At 70.1% G+C, this 18552-nt stretch carries 11 protein-coding genes; 5 read left to right on the plus strand and 6 right to left on the minus strand.

What is annotated here, in order from left to right:
- Nucleotide 1 precedes the first annotated feature (1 nt).
- Together ACZK5N_RS01555 and ACZK5N_RS01560 are read right to left on the minus strand one after the other, a co-directional pair.
- Nucleotides 2-211 (minus strand): heavy-metal-associated domain-containing protein, encoded by a 210-nt coding sequence (locus tag ACZK5N_RS01555; RefSeq protein WP_458995294.1) that lies wholly within the window; start codon nucleotides 209-211, stop codon nucleotides 2-4.
- Between the two features lie 20 nt (nucleotides 212-231).
- Complete coding sequence (locus tag ACZK5N_RS01560) at nucleotides 232-543, minus strand: metal-sensitive transcriptional regulator (protein ID WP_458995295.1); 312 nt, start codon at nucleotides 541-543, stop codon at nucleotides 232-234.
- A gap of 590 nt (nucleotides 544-1133) precedes the next feature.
- On the opposite strand from ACZK5N_RS01560, the gene dnaB reads away from it, so the two are divergent.
- Together dnaB and ACZK5N_RS01570 are read left to right on the plus strand one after the other, a co-directional pair.
- Entirely contained in the window at nucleotides 1134-2486 is a 1353-nt protein-coding gene (gene dnaB, locus ACZK5N_RS01565; RefSeq protein ID WP_458995296.1) for a replicative DNA helicase, read from the plus strand.
- A gap of 85 nt (nucleotides 2487-2571) precedes the next feature.
- Entirely contained in the window at nucleotides 2572-5271 is a 2700-nt protein-coding gene (locus tag ACZK5N_RS01570) for a phosphoenolpyruvate carboxylase (protein WP_458995297.1), read from the plus strand.
- A gap of 321 nt (nucleotides 5272-5592) precedes the next feature.
- On the opposite strand, the gene ACZK5N_RS01575 is transcribed toward ACZK5N_RS01570, so the two are convergent.
- Complete coding sequence (locus ACZK5N_RS01575; RefSeq protein WP_458995298.1) at nucleotides 5593-7005, minus strand: sodium:proton antiporter; 1413 nt, start codon at nucleotides 7003-7005, stop codon at nucleotides 5593-5595.
- A 326-nt stretch (nucleotides 7006-7331) separates the two neighbouring features.
- On the opposite strand from ACZK5N_RS01575, the gene ACZK5N_RS01580 reads away from it, so the two are divergent.
- On the plus strand, nucleotides 7332-8192 hold the full coding sequence (locus ACZK5N_RS01580) for an iron-sulfur binding domain-containing protein (protein WP_458995299.1): 861 nt from the start codon (nucleotides 7332-7334) through the stop codon (nucleotides 8190-8192).
- Nucleotides 8193-9158: 966 nt separating this feature from the next.
- On the opposite strand, the gene yicI is transcribed toward ACZK5N_RS01580, so the two are convergent.
- Nucleotides 9159-11378 carry an alpha-xylosidase gene (gene yicI, locus ACZK5N_RS01585; protein ID WP_458995300.1) on the minus strand — a complete coding sequence of 740 codons (2220 nt, stop codon included), beginning with the start codon at nucleotides 11376-11378 and terminating at the stop codon, nucleotides 9159-9161.
- 230 nt (nucleotides 11379-11608) lie between these two features.
- Between yicI and ACZK5N_RS01590 the strand changes: the two genes are divergently transcribed.
- Nucleotides 11609-12577 carry a LacI family DNA-binding transcriptional regulator gene (locus tag ACZK5N_RS01590; RefSeq protein WP_458995301.1) on the plus strand — a complete coding sequence of 323 codons (969 nt, stop codon included), beginning with the start codon at nucleotides 11609-11611 and terminating at the stop codon, nucleotides 12575-12577.
- 246 nt (nucleotides 12578-12823) lie between these two features.
- A complete protein-coding gene (locus ACZK5N_RS01595) occupies nucleotides 12824-14848 on the plus strand; it encodes a glycoside hydrolase family 3 protein (protein WP_459018137.1) in 2025 nt (674 codons plus the stop codon).
- A gap of 1614 nt (nucleotides 14849-16462) precedes the next feature.
- Here the strand turns inward: ACZK5N_RS01595 and ACZK5N_RS01600 are convergent.
- Nucleotides 16463-17389 carry a carbohydrate ABC transporter permease gene (locus ACZK5N_RS01600; protein WP_458995303.1) on the minus strand — a complete coding sequence of 309 codons (927 nt, stop codon included), beginning with the start codon at nucleotides 17387-17389 and terminating at the stop codon, nucleotides 16463-16465.
- Nucleotides 17390-17403: 14 nt separating this feature from the next.
- Nucleotides 17404-18405 (minus strand): ABC transporter permease subunit, encoded by a 1002-nt coding sequence (locus ACZK5N_RS01605; protein ID WP_459018139.1) that lies wholly within the window; start codon nucleotides 18403-18405, stop codon nucleotides 17404-17406.
- Nucleotides 18406-18552 lie beyond the last annotated feature (147 nt).

Consider the following 18552-nt stretch of genomic DNA (forward strand, 5'->3'; position numbering starts at 1 on the left):
GTCAGGCCTCGACGACCGAGTAGCTGCCCGCCTCGCGGACGGCCTCGATGATGGCGTCGAAGGGGATGCGCTCCGCGGACTCGACGAGCATCGAGCCGTCGTCCAGGGAGACGGAGACGTTGTCCACCCCGGCCACCTCGGAGACCTCCTCGGTGACGTGGTTGACGCAGTTGCCGCAGGTCATGCCGGAGACGGTGTACTTGCTGATCATGGTGTGAATCCTCTCGTGGGTCAGCGGACGAGCCGCTTGATGGCCTGCATCGCTTCGTCGATCTTCTCCTCGGCCTCCGGCCCACCCTTGCGGGCGGCGTCGGCGACGCAGTGGGAGAGGTGATCGTTGAGAAGGCCGAGCGAGACCGCCTTGAGGGCGCTGGTGACGGCGGTGACCTGGGTGAGGATGTCGATGCAGTACTGATCCTCCTCCACCATGCGCGCGATCCCGCGCGTCTGGCCCTCGATCAGCTTGAGCCGTCGAAGGTACGCCGTCTTCTCCGGGGTGTAGCCGTGCGTGGCGTGACAGCTGCCCTCAATGATGTCGGTCATCGGACCCCCTTCTCGCGACCCACAATACCCCGTGGGGGTATCGGATTCAACTGGTCCCATCATGACATGACAGGGCATCGGGCCCACCGGCGGGGTCGGCTAGCCCGCTCCGGGAGAGACTTGTCCACAGGGAGGGCCGCGGGCCTGTGGAAAGCCTTCCACCGGCCCACGAGTCGGGGTGCGACGGTGGCCCGACGGCCCTCTATCACAGACTGCGGATCGCCGCGCAACAAATGCCAGAATTAACGTGTCGTGCCTAGCCACACGAGTATGGCGCGGCCCTGGGTGACGCGTCCGTCCCCGCTGCCCGACGGGCACGCCTCAGATGCGCCCGGCCCACGCGTCGTCACGGCGATGTGTGGACAAACAGACTCGACACGCCCGCCTCGACGACAAATATAACGATTTGATAACGGCCCGTGACGCTCGGCGCACAACCATGTCCACAGCCTCCCGACTGCCTCCGGAGAGTTGTCCACAGGCCGTCCACAGGCCACCCCCAGGCTTGCCCACAGCCGGCCGCCGGGAGCTGTCGGAGGCGTGCCCTAGCCTGTCCTGTGGCCGGATTCCGGGGCCATGAGGAGGGGACCATGACGCAGACCGCCGTCTACGACGATCGGGATCTGGACCGCACCCCGCCGCAGGACCTGGCCGCCGAGCAGAGCGTGCTCGGGGCCATGATGATGTCGAAGGATGCCATCTCGGACGTGGTCGAGGTGCTGCGCGGGGTGGACTTCTACCGCCCCAACCACGAGACCATCTTCGACGCGATCATCAACCTCTACGGTCGCGGCGAGCCCGCAGACCCCATCACCATCGCCGGAGAGCTCGGCAAGTCCGGGCAGCTGTCGAAGGTGGGCGGCGCCGTCTACCTGCACGACCTCCTGGCATCGGTCTCCATCGCCGCCAACGCCATCTACTACGCAGAGCTCGTCCGGGACAAGGCCGTCCTGCGCCGCCTGGTCAACGCGTCCATCCGCATCGCCCAGCTCGGCTACCAGGGCCAGGGCGAGGTGGACAAGATCGTCGACGAGGCCCAGCAGACCCTCTTCGAGGTCACGGAGAAGAAGGCGTCGGAAGACTACAAGTCGCTGCGCGAGCTCATCGAGCCCACGTTCGACGAGATGGAGGCCATCGCCTCCTCCGGAGACGCGCTCTCCGGCGTCCCGACGGGTTTCGTGGACCTGGACCGGATCACCAACGGCCTGCACGCCGGCCAGATGATCATCGTCGCGGCCCGCCCCGGCGTCGGGAAGTCCACCTTCGCGCTGGACGTGTGCCGCTCCGCGGCCATCCACCACAACCTCACGGCCGCGTTCTTCTCGCTCGAGATGAGCCGCACCGAGATCGTGATGAAGATCCTCTCCGCGGAGGCGTCGGTGCCACTGGGCAAGATCCGCGGCGGCAAGATGGACGAGAACGACTGGCAGCGGGTCACGGACAAGTCGGCCATCCTGGGCGAGAAGAACCTGTTCATCGACGACTCCCCCAACCTCACCATGATGGAGATCCGCGCCAAGGCGCGCCGGCTCAAGCAGCGCCACGACCTGCAGCTGCTCGCCATCGACTACATCCAGCTGATGAGCTCCGGGAAGAAGGTGGAGTCGCGGCAGTTGGAGGTCTCGGAGTTCTCCCGCCAGATCAAGCTGCTCGCCAAGGAGCTGGAGATCCCGGTCATCGCCCTGTCGCAGCTCTCGCGTAACACCGAGCAGCGCAAGGACGGCATCCCGCAGCTGTCGGACCTGCGCGAGTCGGGCTCGCTGGAGCAGGACGCGGACATCGTCATCATGCTGCACCGCCCGGAGATGTACTCGCAGAACCCCACCGACGAGGAGCGCGGCCTGGCGGCGTTCCACATCCCCAAGCACCGCAACGGCGAGACGGGCAAGATCGACGCCCTCTTCCAGGGCCACTACAGCCGGTTCACCAACGCCCCCATGTGACCAGCGCCCGGGCACGAATGTCGCGGCAGGCCGGAACTGAGGAATAATCGCCCATCGCGTGTTCCCAGTGAAAGGCGTCCCTCTCATGACCCGAGAAGCCCAGCCCCCCGTCGACACCTCCCCGGACGCGCTCCTCGTCGCGGACCTCGCACTGCTGACCGAGCTGCACCAGCAGGTGCTCACCGAGTCGGGCCGCGGCGAGCTCGCCACGCTCATGGACCAGCTGCAGGAGGCCGCGGCGGGCGCAGCCGACGGCGGGGACCCGGAGGCGCCGTCGCACATCATCGAGGGCCTGTCCGCCACGACGGCGGCCGCCCTGGCGCAGACGCTCACCGTGCACTTCCACCTCATCAACCTGGCCGAGGAGCGGCACCGCTCCCGCCTGCTGCGCCGCGCCGACCCACGGTCCGGGGACGCCACGCCGGACATGTGGCCCGCGGTCGCGGCGCTGGGCGAGCTGGCCTCCCGGGTGCGGGACCTGCGCGTCCACCCCGTGCTCACCGCGCACCCGACTGAGGCCCGCCGCAGGGCGGTGTCATCGGCGCTGGACCGGATCGGGGACCACCTCGACCTCTACGACGACGCCGCCGCCGGGCAGCAGGAGCGGGGCGCGGCGCTGCGCCGGATGCTCGAGGAGATCGACATCCTCAGCCGCACCTCCCCGCTGCGCACCACCCTGCCGCAGCCCTCCGACGAGGTGCGCGCCGTCATGCAGGTCTTCGACCAGACCCTCTTCCACGCCGTCCCGCGGCTGTACCGCTCCGTCGAATCCGTGATCTCCAACGGCGACGCGGGCCGCCGCGAGCCCGCCGTGCCCGCGTTCCTGCGGTTCGGCTCCTGGGTGGGCGGGGACCGCGACGGCAACCCGTTCGTCACAGCCGAGGTGACGCGGCAGACCGCCGCCATCCAGGCAGACCACGCCCTGCGGGCGCTCGCCACCGGCGCCCAGCGGATCGCGCGCACCCTGACGATGAGCGACGACGCCACCCCGCCGTCGCCGGAGCTGGCCAACTCGCTGGCCCGCGACGCCGTCGCCGCGCCCGACACGTTCGCCGCGATCCGCACGTCGTCGCCCAGCGAGCCGCACCGCCAGAAGCTGCTCTTCGTCTCCGAGCGCCTCGCCGCCACCCGGCAGGGCCGCATCGAGCTGGCCTACCGCCGCCCCGACGAGCTGCTGGAGGACCTGCGCCTCATCCAGGACTCGCTGCGCGCCTCCGGCGACGACCGAGCGGCCTTCGGCGAGCTGCAGCACCTGATCTGGCTCACCGAGACCTTCGGCTTCCACCTGGCCGAGCTCGAGGTCCGCCAGCACAGCGCCGTCCACAAGGCCGCGATCGACGAGCTGCTCGGCCAGCTCGACGAGGCGCCGGCCGACGACGAGGCCCGCCTCGCCCTCCTGGACCGGCTCGCCGTCGACGGCTGGCCGAGCCACGTGCACGCCACGAGCGAGCGCACCCGCGAGGTCCTGGACACGCTGCGCGTGATGTCCTGGCTGCAGGAGCGCTGGGGCCCGCGGTCCTGCGGCCGCTACATCGTCAGCTTCACGCAGGCGGCCGAGCACCTCGTAGGGGTGCGGGCGCTGGCCCGGCTGGCCGTCGGCGACGGCCCGCTGCGGCTCGACGTGGTGCCGCTGTTCGAGACCGGCGCGGACCTCAACGGCGCCGTCGACACCCTCGAGCGCTGGCTGCCGATGCCCAGCACGCAGGCGTGGCTCGGCCAGACGGCGGGGCACGTCGAGGTGATGGTGGGCTACTCGGACTCGGCCAAGGACGTCGGCCCGGCCAGCGCGACGCTGACCCTCTACACCGCGCAGAGCGGGCTCGTGGAGTGGGCGGACCGGCACGGCGTGCATCTCACGATCTTCCACGGTCGCGGCGGCTCGCTCGGCCGCGGCGGCGGCCCGCTGCACCGCGCCATCCTCGCCCAGCCGCCGGGATCGGTGGCTGGACGGTTCAAGGTCACCGAGCAGGGCGAGGTGATCTTCGCCCGCTACGCCGACGAGACCCTGGCGCAGGCGCACCTGGAGCGGCTCACCTCGGCGGTGCTGCTGGCCGGCACCGAGGACGCCACCTGCCGCAACCGCGACGCGGCGGCCGGGTTCGCCGATGTCGCGGCCACCGTCGAGAGCGCCTCCCGCGAGGCGTGGTGGTCGCTGGTGCGGATCCCCGGGTTCGCCGACGTGGTGGCCGAGTCCAGCCCCATGGAGGAGCTGGGCGAGCTGCGGCTGGGGTCGCGGCCGGCGCGGCGCAGCGGGGCCACCGAGGGTCGCGACCTGGCAGACCTGCGGGCCATCCCGTGGGTGTTCGCCTGGTCCCAGATCCGCGCCAACATCCCCGGCTGGTACGGGCTCGGCACCGGCCTGGCCGCCGTCGGGGATCCGGAGCGGCTGCGCGCGGCCTACCGGGAGTGGCCTCTGTTCGCCAGCCTGATCGACGTCGCGGAGATGAGCCTGGCGAAGGCCAACCCGCGGCTGGCGGAGTCGTTCCTGGCGCTGGGCGGGCAGCCCGAGGTGACCGAGCGGGTGCTGACCGAGCTGGAGCTGACCAGGCGCCTCGTGCTGGAGACGATGGGCCAGTCGGAGCTGTTGGAGGCCAAGCCGCTGCTCCAGGGCCGGGTGAGCCTGAGGGCGCCGTCGATCGACGCGCTCAGCCACCTGCAGCTGCGCGCCCTGCGCCTCATCCGGGACGCCGCGTCGCCGATCGACGACGCGGAGCGAGCGGTGTGGTCGCGGGTGCTGCTGCTCACCGTCAACGGCGCCGCGGCCGGCCTGCAGAACACCGGCTAGTCTCCGCCCGGCCCCACGGCTGCCTGAGGCGCGAGGAGCGAGAGCGACGAGCCCCTTCCCGCTGGCTGATTTGTAGGAACGCTCCTTCTTGCGCCACAAGGCCGCCCGCGGCCCCGGACACTGAGGTGCAAGGAGCGAGAGAGACGAGCCCCCTCCCGCTGGCTGAGGTGCGAGGAGCGAAGCGACGAGCCTCGAAGCCTAGAAAACGTTCCTTGTCAGCCCACGTTTATTAGGCTTCGAGGCCGCTACGCGGCACCTCAGCCAGCAGGGGTGGACACCTCAGCCAGCAGGGGTGGGCACCTCAGCCAGCCGGGGCGCGACTCAGCTGCCTGCTTTCACCGACGTCGATCGGCGGATGTCCAGGACCGCCCGGACGAGGATCCACGCCACGATCGCCGCGCCCGCGGCCGACGCGGCCCAGTGGTCCGCGATCATCAGCAGCATCATCGCCAGCAGGGTGGGTGCCAGGTACTGCATGGACCTCACGACGTAGACGCCGAACGACGGCATGTGCACGCCCCGGGAGTCCGCCACGGACTTGACCATGAAATTCGGCCCGTTGCCGATGTAGGTCAGCGCCCCGCAGAACACGGCCCCCAACGAGATCGAGATCAGGAATGTCTCCGGCACCGGCGGCGTCGTGCCGATCATGGCCACACCCGGCGGCGCGGGCACCTGCGAGGCCATCTCGTAGAAGGTGGCGTAGGTGGGCGCGTTGTCCAGCACAGACGACAGTCCGCCGGTGAACAGGAAGAACGTGATCTCGTTGAGCGGAAGCTTGGGCGCCTGCTGACCGAGGAACTCCAGGGCCGGGATCATGGTGAGGAAGATGCCGATGAACAGCGCCGCGACCTCCCCGATGGGCCCCCAGCTGAACTCGTTGTCGCCGTAGCGCACGCTCCTGGGGGTGGTCGCCATCGAGGCGGCGGTCACTGCGATCATGATCAGCTCGCGCACCGGTATCCAGGACCACGCCGTCGCATGGCCGGTCTCGATGGCGTGCAGGTCCATCGACGGAGCGAACGCCACTGCCGCGATGATGATGGCGAACCAGAGGAAGTTGATCTTGCCGCGCACGCCTAGCGGAACGACGTTGGTGTGGTCGAACGCTACGTCCTCCGGCGCCTCGGTGGCGTAGATCCGTCGGTCGAGTGCGTAGTAGCTGACCAGCAGAAGGGCGTTCACGAACAGCCAGTAGGGCCACAGTCCGAACGTCCACGTGAACGGCACGCCCCTCAGCAGGCCGAGGAACAGCGGCGGGTCGCCCAGCGGGGTGAGGAGGCCGCCGCAGTTGGCGACGATGAAGATCGCGAACAGCACCGTGTGGACCCGGTGCTTGCGCTCGACGTTGGTGTTGAGCAGCGGGCGGATGAGCAGCATCGCGGCGCCCGTGGTGCCGACGAACGAGGCCACGAGCCCACCGATGGCGAGGAAGGTGGTGTTGTTGCGGGGCGTGGCCTCGATGTCGCCCTTGAGGAACAGCCCGCCCGAGACCACGAACAGGGCCAGCAGGAGGGCGATGAACTGGGCGTACTCGTAGACGGCGTGGCCGACGCGCCACGGGTCGTCCAGCGCCCACACCGCCAACGCGACGGGGAGGCCCAGCACCAGCGCGTAGCCCAGCTGGGTGGACGGCTTCTCCCAGAGGTGCCTCGTCCGCGTCAAGAGCGGGAACACCGCGATGCCGCCCAGCATCGCGACGAACGGGAGCATGCTCCACCAGGGATATTGCATCGTCGGGTCCCTTCACCGGAGCCCCCCGGGACTCCTGGCCAGATTCGCCCAGCCTAAACCCGGCCCGTTCGACGCGTGCGTGCGGGCCCAGGATCGGGGGCGACGGCAGCCACCCCTGGGGTCGCACGGGACCGGGAGCGGGAGCGCATGGGGCGGGGGCGGGAGTGCGGGAGCGGAAGCGGCGCGCGGGACCGGAGGCGGGAGCGGGGGGCGGGGCGTGGCGGCGGAGGGGCGGAAGCGTCAGCGGGACGGGGAACAGTGGCGACGGTGTCCCGCCCCACCTCGTGCCTGCGCCCCAGGTGCGCGGCGTTTGGCATGATCGGTGGGTGACCGACGACGACCTGGCCCCCCGCCTCGCCGCCTGGTACGCCGCGCACGCCCGCGACCTGCCCTGGCGCGCGGCCGGCGTGACCCCCTGGGGCGTGCTGGTCAGCGAGGTGATGTGCCAGCAGACGCCCGCCGCGCGCGTCGCGCCGCAGTGGGTGGAGTGGATGGGCCTCTGGCCCACGCCGTCGGACCTCGCGGAGGCCGCCACCGCGGACGTGCTCCGGACCTGGGCGAGGCTCGGCTACCCCAGGCGGGCGCTGCGGCTGCAGGAGGCCGGCCGCGTCGTCGTCGATGTTCACGGCGGCGAGGTGCCCGACGATGAGGCCGCCCTCCTGGCGCTTCCCGGCATCGGCCGCTACACCGCCGCCGCGGTCCTCGCGTTCGGCTTCGGGCGACGTTCGCTGGTGCTGGACACCAACGTCCGCCGGGTGCTCGCCCGGTACGACGGGGGCGTCGAGTTCCCGGCCGGCCACGAGACGGCGGCGGAGCGGCGGCGGGCGTGGGAGTTCGTGCCCTTGTCGGACGCCGACGCGGCGCTCTGGTCGGTCTCCGCGATGGAACTGGGCGCGTTGGTGTGCACGGCGAAGGCGCCCCGTTGCGGGGAATGCCCCGTCGCCGACGGCTGCGCCTGGCTGGGGGCGGGACGCCCGGCCTGGGACGGTCCGGAGCGCCGCGTCCAGGCGTGGGAGGGCACGGACCGGCAGTGTCGCGGCAGGATCATGGCGGCGCTGCGCGGCCACGGCGTGGTCCGGCTGGCCGACGTCGCCTGGCCCGACGCCGCGCAACTCGAGGCGTGCGCGGCGTCGCTGGTCGCGGACGGATTGGCGGTCCCCGTCGACGACGCACTCTCCCTCCCCTGACGCTCAGCCACGAGGCGGCTCAGCGCGTGTCGACTTGGGTTGAGCCGGGCCAAGCCGCGAAGCGGCCCAGCCCGCGCCGAAACCACCCAACTGACGCCTGTCCATGGAGTTGGCCGCGGTTCTCGCGATTGGAGCTCACGCTGTCGGTGCCGTGAGCCCTGACACGAGGCCCGTGCGGCCCTTGTCCTGCTACTGCCTGTCGGCCACGTGCTCGGCGGTGGTCGGGTAGTCGAGGCCGCCCGGGCCTCGTCTCACGTCTCCCTGCACTCGTCTGCCTGTGGCGTGGTCGGGTCCGGGCGTGCGCCGGCAGGGCGGCCCTGGCTCGGGTCTGCTTCAGGCGGGTTCTTCCGGGTGCCCCTCGGGCTGGGCATCCCTGCGCCCAGCCGCCCTGCCGTCCCCCACCCTCACGCACACCTCACGTCCCCGCCGTCGCCGTCACTGCCCAGACGCGTGGCACGAAACGCCGCGCGAATCGGACCCCGTCGCCCTATGCGTACCCGACCACCGATCCCGACGGCGTGTCGTGCACGCTCTTCCCGCCCACCAGGACCCGCGACCGGATCAGCGGGGCGGGGGGTGGTGGGGGCCGGGGCAGGTTGGGTGGGCGTTGATGACGGTACGCGGCAGCGCGAAGCGCCGCCGACCGGCATCATGGGCGGCCCGGCCCCCACCACACCCCACCACACCCGACCACAGCTGCCCAGACCGACGCCAGGCCCCCAGACGGAAGCCAGGCGCACCGAGGTAGGGCAGGCCACGACATCGCGCCTGCGCAAAGTCACCGCGCCTGCTCTATAGCGCCGGCGTCTGAACCCACGGCAGGCGGCCCCGAGGCGCCTGTCCTACAGCGCAGGCTCCCAGACATAAGCCAGGCGTCGGGACGGTAGCCAGGCGACCAGACGCAAGCCAGGCGACCAGACGCAAGCCAGGCGGCATGGGCCTGCGCGGGCCGGCTCCCGGCTCAGCTCAGGCGACGGTGAGGGTCCAGGACGAGACGGGGGCCGAGCCGTCGAGGAGGCGGGCCGAGACCTCGCCGTCGTCGTCCGCGACCACCTCGAACCGCGACACCGAACCGTCCGGACGGGGCACCTCGACGGTGCGCGACATCCCGGGCCCGAAGCCGTAGGCCCGAAGCTCCACACCCTCGGCCCAGTCGTAGTCCGGCCGGTCCTGCACCGCACCCCAGGGGATCACCGAGCCGGGGCGCGCGAGCAGCGGCAGCGAGTCGAAGCCGTGCTTCTCCGTCCGCCACCCCGGACCCTCGACGACGCCGCCGTCGAGCACCCGCGTCCACCGCCCGCACGGCACGTAGTACGACACGGTGCCGTCGTCGGTGAAGATCGGCGAGACGAGCAGCTGGTCGCCCAGCATGTACTGCAGGTCCACCATCGCGGCGCCGGGGTCGTCCGGGAACTCGAGGAACAGCGGCCGCATCACCGGCACGCCCTCAAGGTGGGCGATCTCGCCGAGCTGCCCGATGTAGGGCATGAGCCGCATCTTGAGCCGGGTGAACTGGCGCGCCACGTCGACGGCCTCGTCGTCGAACGCCCAAGGCACGCGGTACGAGTTGGAGCCGTGCAGCCGGCTGTGCGAGCTGAGGAGCCCGAACGCCAGCCATCGCTTGAACACAGCCGGGTCCGGGGTGCCCTCGAAGCCGCCGATGTCGTGGCTCCAGAACCCGAATCCCGACGCGGCCAGGCTGAGCCCGCCGCGCAGCGACTCGCTCATCGCGGAGAAGGTCGATTCGCAGTCCCCGCCCCAGTGCACGGGGAACTGCTGCCCGCCGGCCGTGGCGGACCGGGCGAAAACGACGGCGTCGCCCTCGCCCCGCTCCTCAACCAGCAGGTCGAAGACGGCCTTGTTGTAGAGGTGCGCGTAGTAGTTGTGCATCCGCTGGGGGTCCGAGCCGTCGTGCCACACCACATCGGTGGGGATCCGTTCGCCGAAGTCGGTCTTGAGGCAGTCGACGCCCTGCCGCAGCAGGCCGCGCAGCTTCCCGACGAACCAGGCGGTGGCCTCCGGGTTGGTGAAGTCCACCAGCGCCATGCCTGCCTGCCACAGGTCCCACTGCCACACGGACCCGTCGGGGCGCTTGACCAGATAGCCGCGATCCCGTCCCTCCGCGAACAGCACCGAGCGGCGCGCGATGTAGGGGTTGATCCACGCCGAGACCTTCAGCCCGCGCTCGTGGAGGCGCGCCAGCATGCCCTCCGGGTCCGGGAAAGTGGCCGGGTCCCACACCAGGTCCGTCCAGTGGAAGGCCCGCATCCAGAAGCAGTCGAAGTGGAACACCGACAGCGGCAGGTCCCGCTCGGCCATGCCGTCGATGAACGAGTTGACGGTGGCCTCGTCGTAGTCGGTGGTGAAGCTGGTGGACAGCCACAGCCCGTAGCTCCAGGCGGGCACCCGGGCGGGGCGGCCGGTGAGCGCGGTGTAGCGGCGCAGCACGTCGGCGGGGGTGGGGCCGTCGATGATCAGGTAGCGCAGCCGGTGACCGGGCACCGAGAACTGGGCGCGCGACGCGAACTCGGACGCCAGCTCGTAGGAGACATGGTCCGGGGTGTCGACGAAGACGCCGTAGCCGCGGTCGCTCAGGTAGAAGGGCACGTTCTTGTACGCCTGCTCGCTTGAGGTGCCGCCGTCGGCGTTCCAGATCTCCACGCTCTGGCCGTTCTTGATCAGCGGCCCGAACCGCTCGCCGAGCCCGTACAGGTGCTCGCCGGGCGCGATGGCCAGCTGCTCCCTCACGAAGCGCCGCCCGTCGGGGTTGGTGAGCGCCGACGGCGACCTCCCCGTCGAGGAGGTGAGCGGCCCACCCGCTCCGACGAACCGCAGATCCCACGGCACCTCCCTGCCCAGGGTGGCGGTCAGGGTGCCGCTGGTGAGCGAGACGGAGTCGTCGCTCTCGGCGATCGTGACCTCGTGCCCGCCGTCGATCAGGGCGAAGCTGGGCCCGGTGATGGGCTGGTCCCAATGCTCGATGGTGACCCCGATGACCCCCTCCGCGGGCGAGTCGACGGTGATGGTGAGCGCCGGGCAGTTGAGGGTGTCGCCGCGGGTCTCGATCACGCGCGTGGGCGTGTGGGCCACCAGGCGGCCGTCCTCGGCGACGATCTCTGCGATGCTGCGAGGACTGAGCGCCGTGACTCCGGGGCGCAACTGCCAGTAGCCGTCGGTGAACTTCATGCTTGGGTCCTCTCGTCCTGCCGCGACACTTTCGCGTGCCGCCAGATGGTGGGTGGCACGGGGTTGGTCCCCGCCGTGCCGATGGGGCCGGGCCGACGGCCTACCCCGCTTGGTCGAAACGCTTGCGCGGGCCTAGGCTTGGCTTTCACAGGGCCGTATGAAGACGGCGCCGGCCCGTCGGGCCGAAGGGGCCGGACCCCGCCGCTCCCGCCCTGGGACAAGGGGTCACGATGGCTGGTATCCAGGAAGTCGCACGCAAGGCGGGGGTCTCGCAGTCCACCGTCTCCTACGTGCTGAGCGGCCGGCGACCCATCTCCGATTCCACGCGCGAGCGGGTGCTCAAGGCCATCGACGAGCTCAACTACCGCCCCCACGCCGGGGCTCGCGCCCTGGCGTCGTCCAAGACGCACGTGCTGGGCCTGGTCACGCCGCTGCGTCCAGGCGTCAACGTGGACGTCATCATGCAGTTCGTCGCCGGCATCGCCACGAGGGCGCGTCACTTCGAGCACGACGTCCTCCTGGTCACCGAGCCGGACGCCTCAGGCATCGAGGGCGTCTCGCTGCGCTCGATGGTGGACGGCTTCATCGTCATGGACGTCGAGTCCCGCGACAGCCGGCTCCCCACGCTGGCCGCGCTGCGCCAGCCGAGCGTGCTGATCGGCATGCCGGAGGACCCGGGATCCTTGAGCTGCATCGACTTCGACTTCGAGTCCGCCGGCTCGATGGCCGTGCGGAAGCTGGCCACGGCCGGGCACACCCGCATCGCGCTCATCGGTTCGTCGCCCGCGGTGCACACCCGCGGCACGTCGTACGCGGTGCGGCTGGCGCGAGGCGCGGAGCGGGAGGCCGAGGCCCACCACATCGAGCTGCAGCGCCTGGCCTGCGGCGACGACCCCATGGAGGCGTCGCCGCTCATCGACGAGTTGGTGGAGTCCGGCATCACCGGGCTGATCGTGCACAACGAGGCCGCGCTGCCGGGCGTCATCACCGCGCTGGCTCGACGGGGCCCCGAGGTGGCCGACTCGGTGGCGGTGGTGGCCATCGGGCCGAAGTCGTTGCTGCTGGCGCCGCTGCTGCCGATGACGGTCATCGACATCCCCGGCACCACCATCGGGTCCACGGCCGTGGACATGCTGATGGCACTGGTCAACGACCACTCCCTGCCGGAGCGACGGCTGGTGGCTCCGCGGGTGGAGTGAACCGTCGGCGCGGCCGGTGACGGTGCGCGCTGCGGGCCGGATCGCATTGCACTCCTTCGCTGAGCTGGTCTGTCGATTCGTCGTCGAATCATTTCGACACAAGTGAATCACGACGGCGCCTCAGGCCGCAACACCTCGGGGCGGATTGGGCGCCCGGTCTCGCGCACGCAGCGTAGATAGTGCATCATTGGGGCAACGATCACTGCGGGCACCGCCGCCACTCAAGCATCGAAAGGCTTCGACCTCATGGCTTCTGACTCGACGACCAGCAGCACCACTCCCACCCGCGCGACCCTCGAGGATCTGGTGGCCGCGACACTTGCGCGCCTCAGCGACGACGAGGCGGTCGCCCTCCTCCACCAGGTCAACCCGGCGATGCCGGATCACGGCCTGGCGGAGTTCCACACCGGCGCCGAGGCCCTGCACGGCGTCGCCTGGACCGGCACCGCCACGGTCTTCCCGCAGCCGGTGGGCATGGCGGCCACGTGGGACGCCGGGCTGCTGCGCGAGATCGGCGAGGCCACCTCCACGGAGGTGCGCGCCAAGCACGCGGCTGACCCCGTCGGGATGTCGCTCAACGTGTGGGCACCCGTGGTCAACCCGCTGCGCCACCCCTTGTGGGGGCGCAACGAGGAGGGCTACTCCGAGGACCCGCACGTCACCGCCGAGTGCGCCATCGCCTACTCCTCAGGGCTCCGCGGGGACCACGACGTGTTCTGGAAGACCGTGCCCACCCTCAAGCACCTGCTGGCCTACAACAACGAGCAGGACCGCTGCACGTCGTCGTCGAGCCTGCCGCCCCGCGTGCTGCACGAGTACGACCTCCCGCCGTTCGTCGAGCCCATCGCCGCAGGCGTGGTGGGCGGCGTGATGGCCGCCTACAACCTGGTCAACGGCCGCCCGGCGCACACCTCGCAGGAGCTGTTCGAGGCCGTGCGGGCGGCGAATCCGGACCTGCTCGCGGTCTCCGACGCCTACGCGCCCACCAACCTCACCGGCGCCGAGCGGGCCTACCCCACGGAGGCCGATTCCCACGCGGCCGCGATCCTCGCAGGCCTGGACTCCTTCACCGACCACGACGCGGACTCCTCCTCCACGCTCGCGGCCATCAAGGCGGCCCTCGCACAGGGCCTGCTCACCATGGACGACGTCCGCCGCGCCGCCCGGCGCGTGCTGCTGGTGCGGGCGCTGACCGGGGAGCTCACCCCGGAGGCGGACCCGTACGCGGGCATCACCGCAGACCAACTCGACACCCCGGCCCACCGCGAGCTCGCCCGCCGGGCCTCCGCCGCGCAGGTCACCGTGCTGGCCAACGACGGCGTCCTCCCGCTCGCCGCGGGCGCGCGCGTGGCCGTCGTCGGGCCGATGGCGGAGGTGGTCAAGCACGACTGGTACTCCGGCACCCCGCCCTACATGGTCACGCTCGCCGCGGCCGCGGCCGAGACCCACGAGGTCAGCGCGCACGACGGCGCAGACCGGGTGGTGCTGCGGTCGCGGACCACCGGGCTGGCGGTGTCGCGGGCGGAAGACGGCGTGCTTGTGGCCGATCAGGGCCACGACGCCGAGGCCTCGGCGTTCGCCGTCGTCGAGTGGGGATCCGACGTGGTCACGCTCCGCCACGACCCCACCGGCCTGCTCTGGCGAGGCTCCGACGAGGGCATGGTCCGCGTCGACTCCACGCGCCCGGGCGGCTGGGTCACGCACGAGCACTTCGTGCGGCACGCGCACGAGGACGGCAGCTGGTCCCTGCAGCACCGCGGGAGCCGGCGCTGGCTGCGCGTCGAGTCCTGGGGCGGGCTCGTCAGCTCCTCGTCCGACGACCTGGCCACCGCCGAGCGGTTCGACGTCGAGGTGCTGAGCAGCGGCCCCGACGAGGTGGCCAGGGCTGCCGCGGGCGCCGACGTGGTGCTGGTGGCGGTGGGCAACGACCCGCATCTCAACGGCCGCGAGACCGTTGACCGGCCCGAGCCGAGCTGGCGGATCGTCGCGGCGCCGTCGGTCGCGGCGGGTGCGCTGCGGGGCTCCGGCTACCGGGCGCGGGCTGGGGCCGGGCGGGTGGCGTGGCCCTCCGTCGAGCCCCTGCCCGAGCGGTTGAGCGTGCGCCTGCGGGTGGCCACGGGCCTCGGCGGCGAGGTGGAGGTGCGCTGCGGCGACGGTCGAGGACCTGGTCGTAGCCGAGGCCCCGCGCGGTCTCCTGCATGTTGGCCAGCAGCGACTCGAACTCGGCGTCGTTGGCCGCGAACGACATCTTCCACGACTCCTGGACGATGATCGCCTTCACCTGGTTGCGCAGGGTCTCGATCTCCGAGCTGTCGGCGGGGGCCGTGTAGCTCGCGCCGGGGGCGACCATGATCTTGTCCTCCGCCTTCAGGTAGTCCATCGTCGTGGCCGCGCCACCCATCTGCGCGGACCAGTCCTCGATCAGCGGGTTCGACGTGGCGGCCTGGAAGGTCTCCCACATCTTGTAGCTGAACGGGGCGCCGGTGTTCTCGTCGACGTCGATGGGCAGCACGAGCGTGGTGTTGAGCCAGGACGCGCCGTCCTCGTAGGTGCCGCCGCCCCACTCGTCGGGCACGGTTGCGCCGCCGCCGACGAGGGCCTTCATGCCGAACTCGGTGAGCTCAGGCGCACCCTCGGCGTTGACGTCCCAGGTCAGGCCCTGCGGGCCGGCCGCGCCCATGGTCTGGCTGTTGTTGGAGTAGGTGCCCTCGGGGGAGTACAGCCAGTCGATGAACGCCGCGACGCGCTCCGGGTCCTCGGCCTTGGAGCCGATGGCCATGACCTGCTTGCCGCCGAACGGCTCGGCGCCGTAGGAGAACACCTGCATATCCTGCAGCGGGGCGATCATGAAGCCCTTGCCGGCGTTGACGTTGTCGGTGGTGTTGTAGGCCGACTGTCCCTGCCAGGGCCACCAGGAGAACAGGACCTGGCCGTTCTGGTACTTGGAGAACAGGGTGTCGTAGTTCTGAGTGGTGGACTCGGGGTCCATGATGCCCAGCTGGTTGGCCTCGTAGAAGAAGCGCAGGTTGCGCACGTAGGCGGAGTCGGAGTCGATGACGCTCTGGTACTCGGAGCCGTCGGCCTTGGCGTAGACGAAGCCGATCTCGTCGAAGCCGTAGAAGGTGGCGGGCTGCTTGGCGTTGTTCATCATGTTGCCGTCCCAGTCCTTGAACATGGACAGCGCGTAGGTCTTCTTGCCGTTGGGGGCGGTGGGCTCGGCGTCCTGCATCTTCTTGAGCACCGGCAGCAGGTCCTCCAGCGTGCCGATCTCCGGGTAGCCGAGCTCCGCGTACAGGTCCCAGCGGACGAACGGGCCGAAGGTGGGGTCGATGCCCTCGCTCGAGTCCGTGGGCTTCAGCTGCGAGACCTGAGTCGGGAAGGCGTACGTGCCGTCCTTGCCCTCGTTGAGGCGGGTCACGGCGGCGTCGAACACGGCGGCGTTCGACATGGCCGGGTAGTACTGGGAGGCGTCGAGGAGCAGACCGCCCTGGACCAGCTCGTCGAGCTTCTCGCCCTTGTCGGTGACGATGAGGTCACCCAGCTCGCCCGCCGCGACGCGGGTGTTGTAGAGCGTGTCACCGCCGCCCGCCACGTTGGGGGCGATGATGTTGAGCTTCATGTTGAACTTGTCCTTGACGATCTTGGCGAACCATCCGGGCTGCTCGCCCATCTGGTTGGCCAGGCCGTCGAACACGTCGATGGTGATCTCCTCGGACCACTCGGTGGGGAACGTGCCGCTGGCGGCCTGCGACGAGTCGTCGGCGGGAGCCTGCTCGGGGCTGCAGGCTGCGAGCCCGGCGAGACCCATCAATGGTGCGACCACAAGGGCCACAGCCTTCCTGTACTGCATTGGGTTTCCTTTCTGGAGGTGAGGGAGCCGGACCGTCATCCCTTGACGGCGCCGAGCATGATCCCCTTGACGAAGAACCGCTGGAAGAGTGGGTAGATGAAGATGATCGGCAGCACGACGATGACCGACACGGTGGTGCGGATCGACGTCGCCGTCTGAGAGGTGGCGGCCGAGGCGATGGAGCCCAGGTTGCCGCCCGCCTGCTGAGCCGCGGCCGCCAGGGAGGCCGCCTGGTTGATGAACATGTAGAGCAGGAACTGGAGCGTGTAGAGGCTCTGGTCCGTGATGTAGAGCAGCGTGTCCTGGAAGCTGTTCCACTGCGCGACGGCGGAGAAGATGGCCACCGTGGCGAGGATGGGGGTCATGTTGGGCAGGACGATGCGGAAGAACGTCTGGAACACGTTCGCGCCGTCGACCTCGGCCGCCTCCTGCAGCGAGTCCGGCATGGACTCGACGTAGGTCTTGACCAGGATGATGTTGAACGGCTGGACCACGAACGGCAGGACGTAGACCCAGAAGTTGTTGGTCAGCCCGAGGGTCTTCATGATGATGAACACCGGGATGAGGCCCGCGTTGAAGTACATGGTGATGACGACGAGCCGGTACCAGAGCTGCCGCTTCCACAGCCGCGGCTGGGTGAACATGAAGCCGAGGAACGCGGAGGCCAGGACCGTCGCGGCGGTGCCCAGCACCGTGCGGCCGATCGAGACGAGCGCCGCCTGCGGCAGGCCGGGCAGGCTGAACACCTGCGCGTAGTTCTGCAACTGGAGGCCGACCGGCCACCACCGCACGTCGCCCTGGGCGGCGATGTCGTTGGCGCTGATCGAGTTGATGATGAGGTAGTAGAAGGGGTAGGCGCAGATGAGCGCCAGGAGGGCGAAGATCAGGTAGTTGATCCCGTGGAAGACGAAGGATCCCTTCTCTTCGACGATGCGGGTGGGCTGGTGCGCGAGTGCGGTCATGTCTGCTGCTCCGATCAGATGAGGGACGTGCCGCGCACGCGCTTGGCGAGGGCGTTGACCGACAGGAGGAGGACCACCGAGATGATGGACTTGAGCATGCTGATCGCCGTGGCCATCGACAGGCTGTTGCCCGTGATGCCGATGTTGTAGACGTAGAGGTCCAGCACCTGGATGTAGGTCTTGTTGAAGGCGTTCTGGAACACGTAGTACTGCTCCATGCCGTTGTTGAGCAGGTTCGCGATGGACAGCAGCAGGAGAACGAAGTACGTGGGCATGAGCTGTGGGACGGTGATGTACCACATGGTCTGGAACCGGCCGGCGCCGTCGACCTTGGCCGACTCGTAGAGCGCCTGGTCGATCCCGGCGATGGCAGCGAGGTACATGATGGCGCCCCAGCCGACGGTCTTCCAGATGCCCCAGGCGGCCATGGTGAGCCAGATGTGCTGGTCCGTGTCCAGGAACTTCATCGGCACGGTGATGAGGCCGGAGTCCAGCATGAGCGAGTTGACCAGGCCGGTGGTGGAGAACATCGAGAACGCGATCATGTAGACCAGCACCCACGAGATGAAGTTGGGCAGCGTGGTCAGGGTCTGGATGGCGTTCCTGAACCACGGCGCGCGGATCTCGTTGAGGAACACGGCGAACGCGAGCGGGAGCACCGAGGACGCGATGCCGATGAAGCTCATGCCCAGCGTGTTGGCCATGACCTGGCCGATCTGGGCCAGCTGCGTGGGCGAGCCGACGAGGAGCCGGAACCACTGCAGCCCCACGAACTCGCTGCCGGAGAGGCCGAGCGCCGGACGGTAGTCGTAGAGCGAGTAGATCCACCCGTAGAGCGGGAAGTGCGAGAACAGGAAGACGAGGATGAGGAAGGGCAGGATGCTGAGGAACATCGCCTTCGAGGGCTTGCGCCGCGACGAGGTGGACCCGGCGGGGGCGTCGCCTCGGCGGAGCTTCCGCTTGGCCGAGGCGACCACCTCCGGCTTCGGGGGCTGCACCGGGGCCGCGACAGTCATCGGCCCCTGCCCTCGGGCCGCGACACCGGCGCGAGCGCGTCGGTGCCTGGATGGACACCCGGCGTGGGCGCTTGTTCCTGGTTCATATTCACACTGCCTCCGTTGGCGAAGCGTTTCGACGACTCATGGTAACCCGAGAGTATCCTC

The sequence above is a fragment of the Tessaracoccus pujii genome (assembly GCF_055326215.1).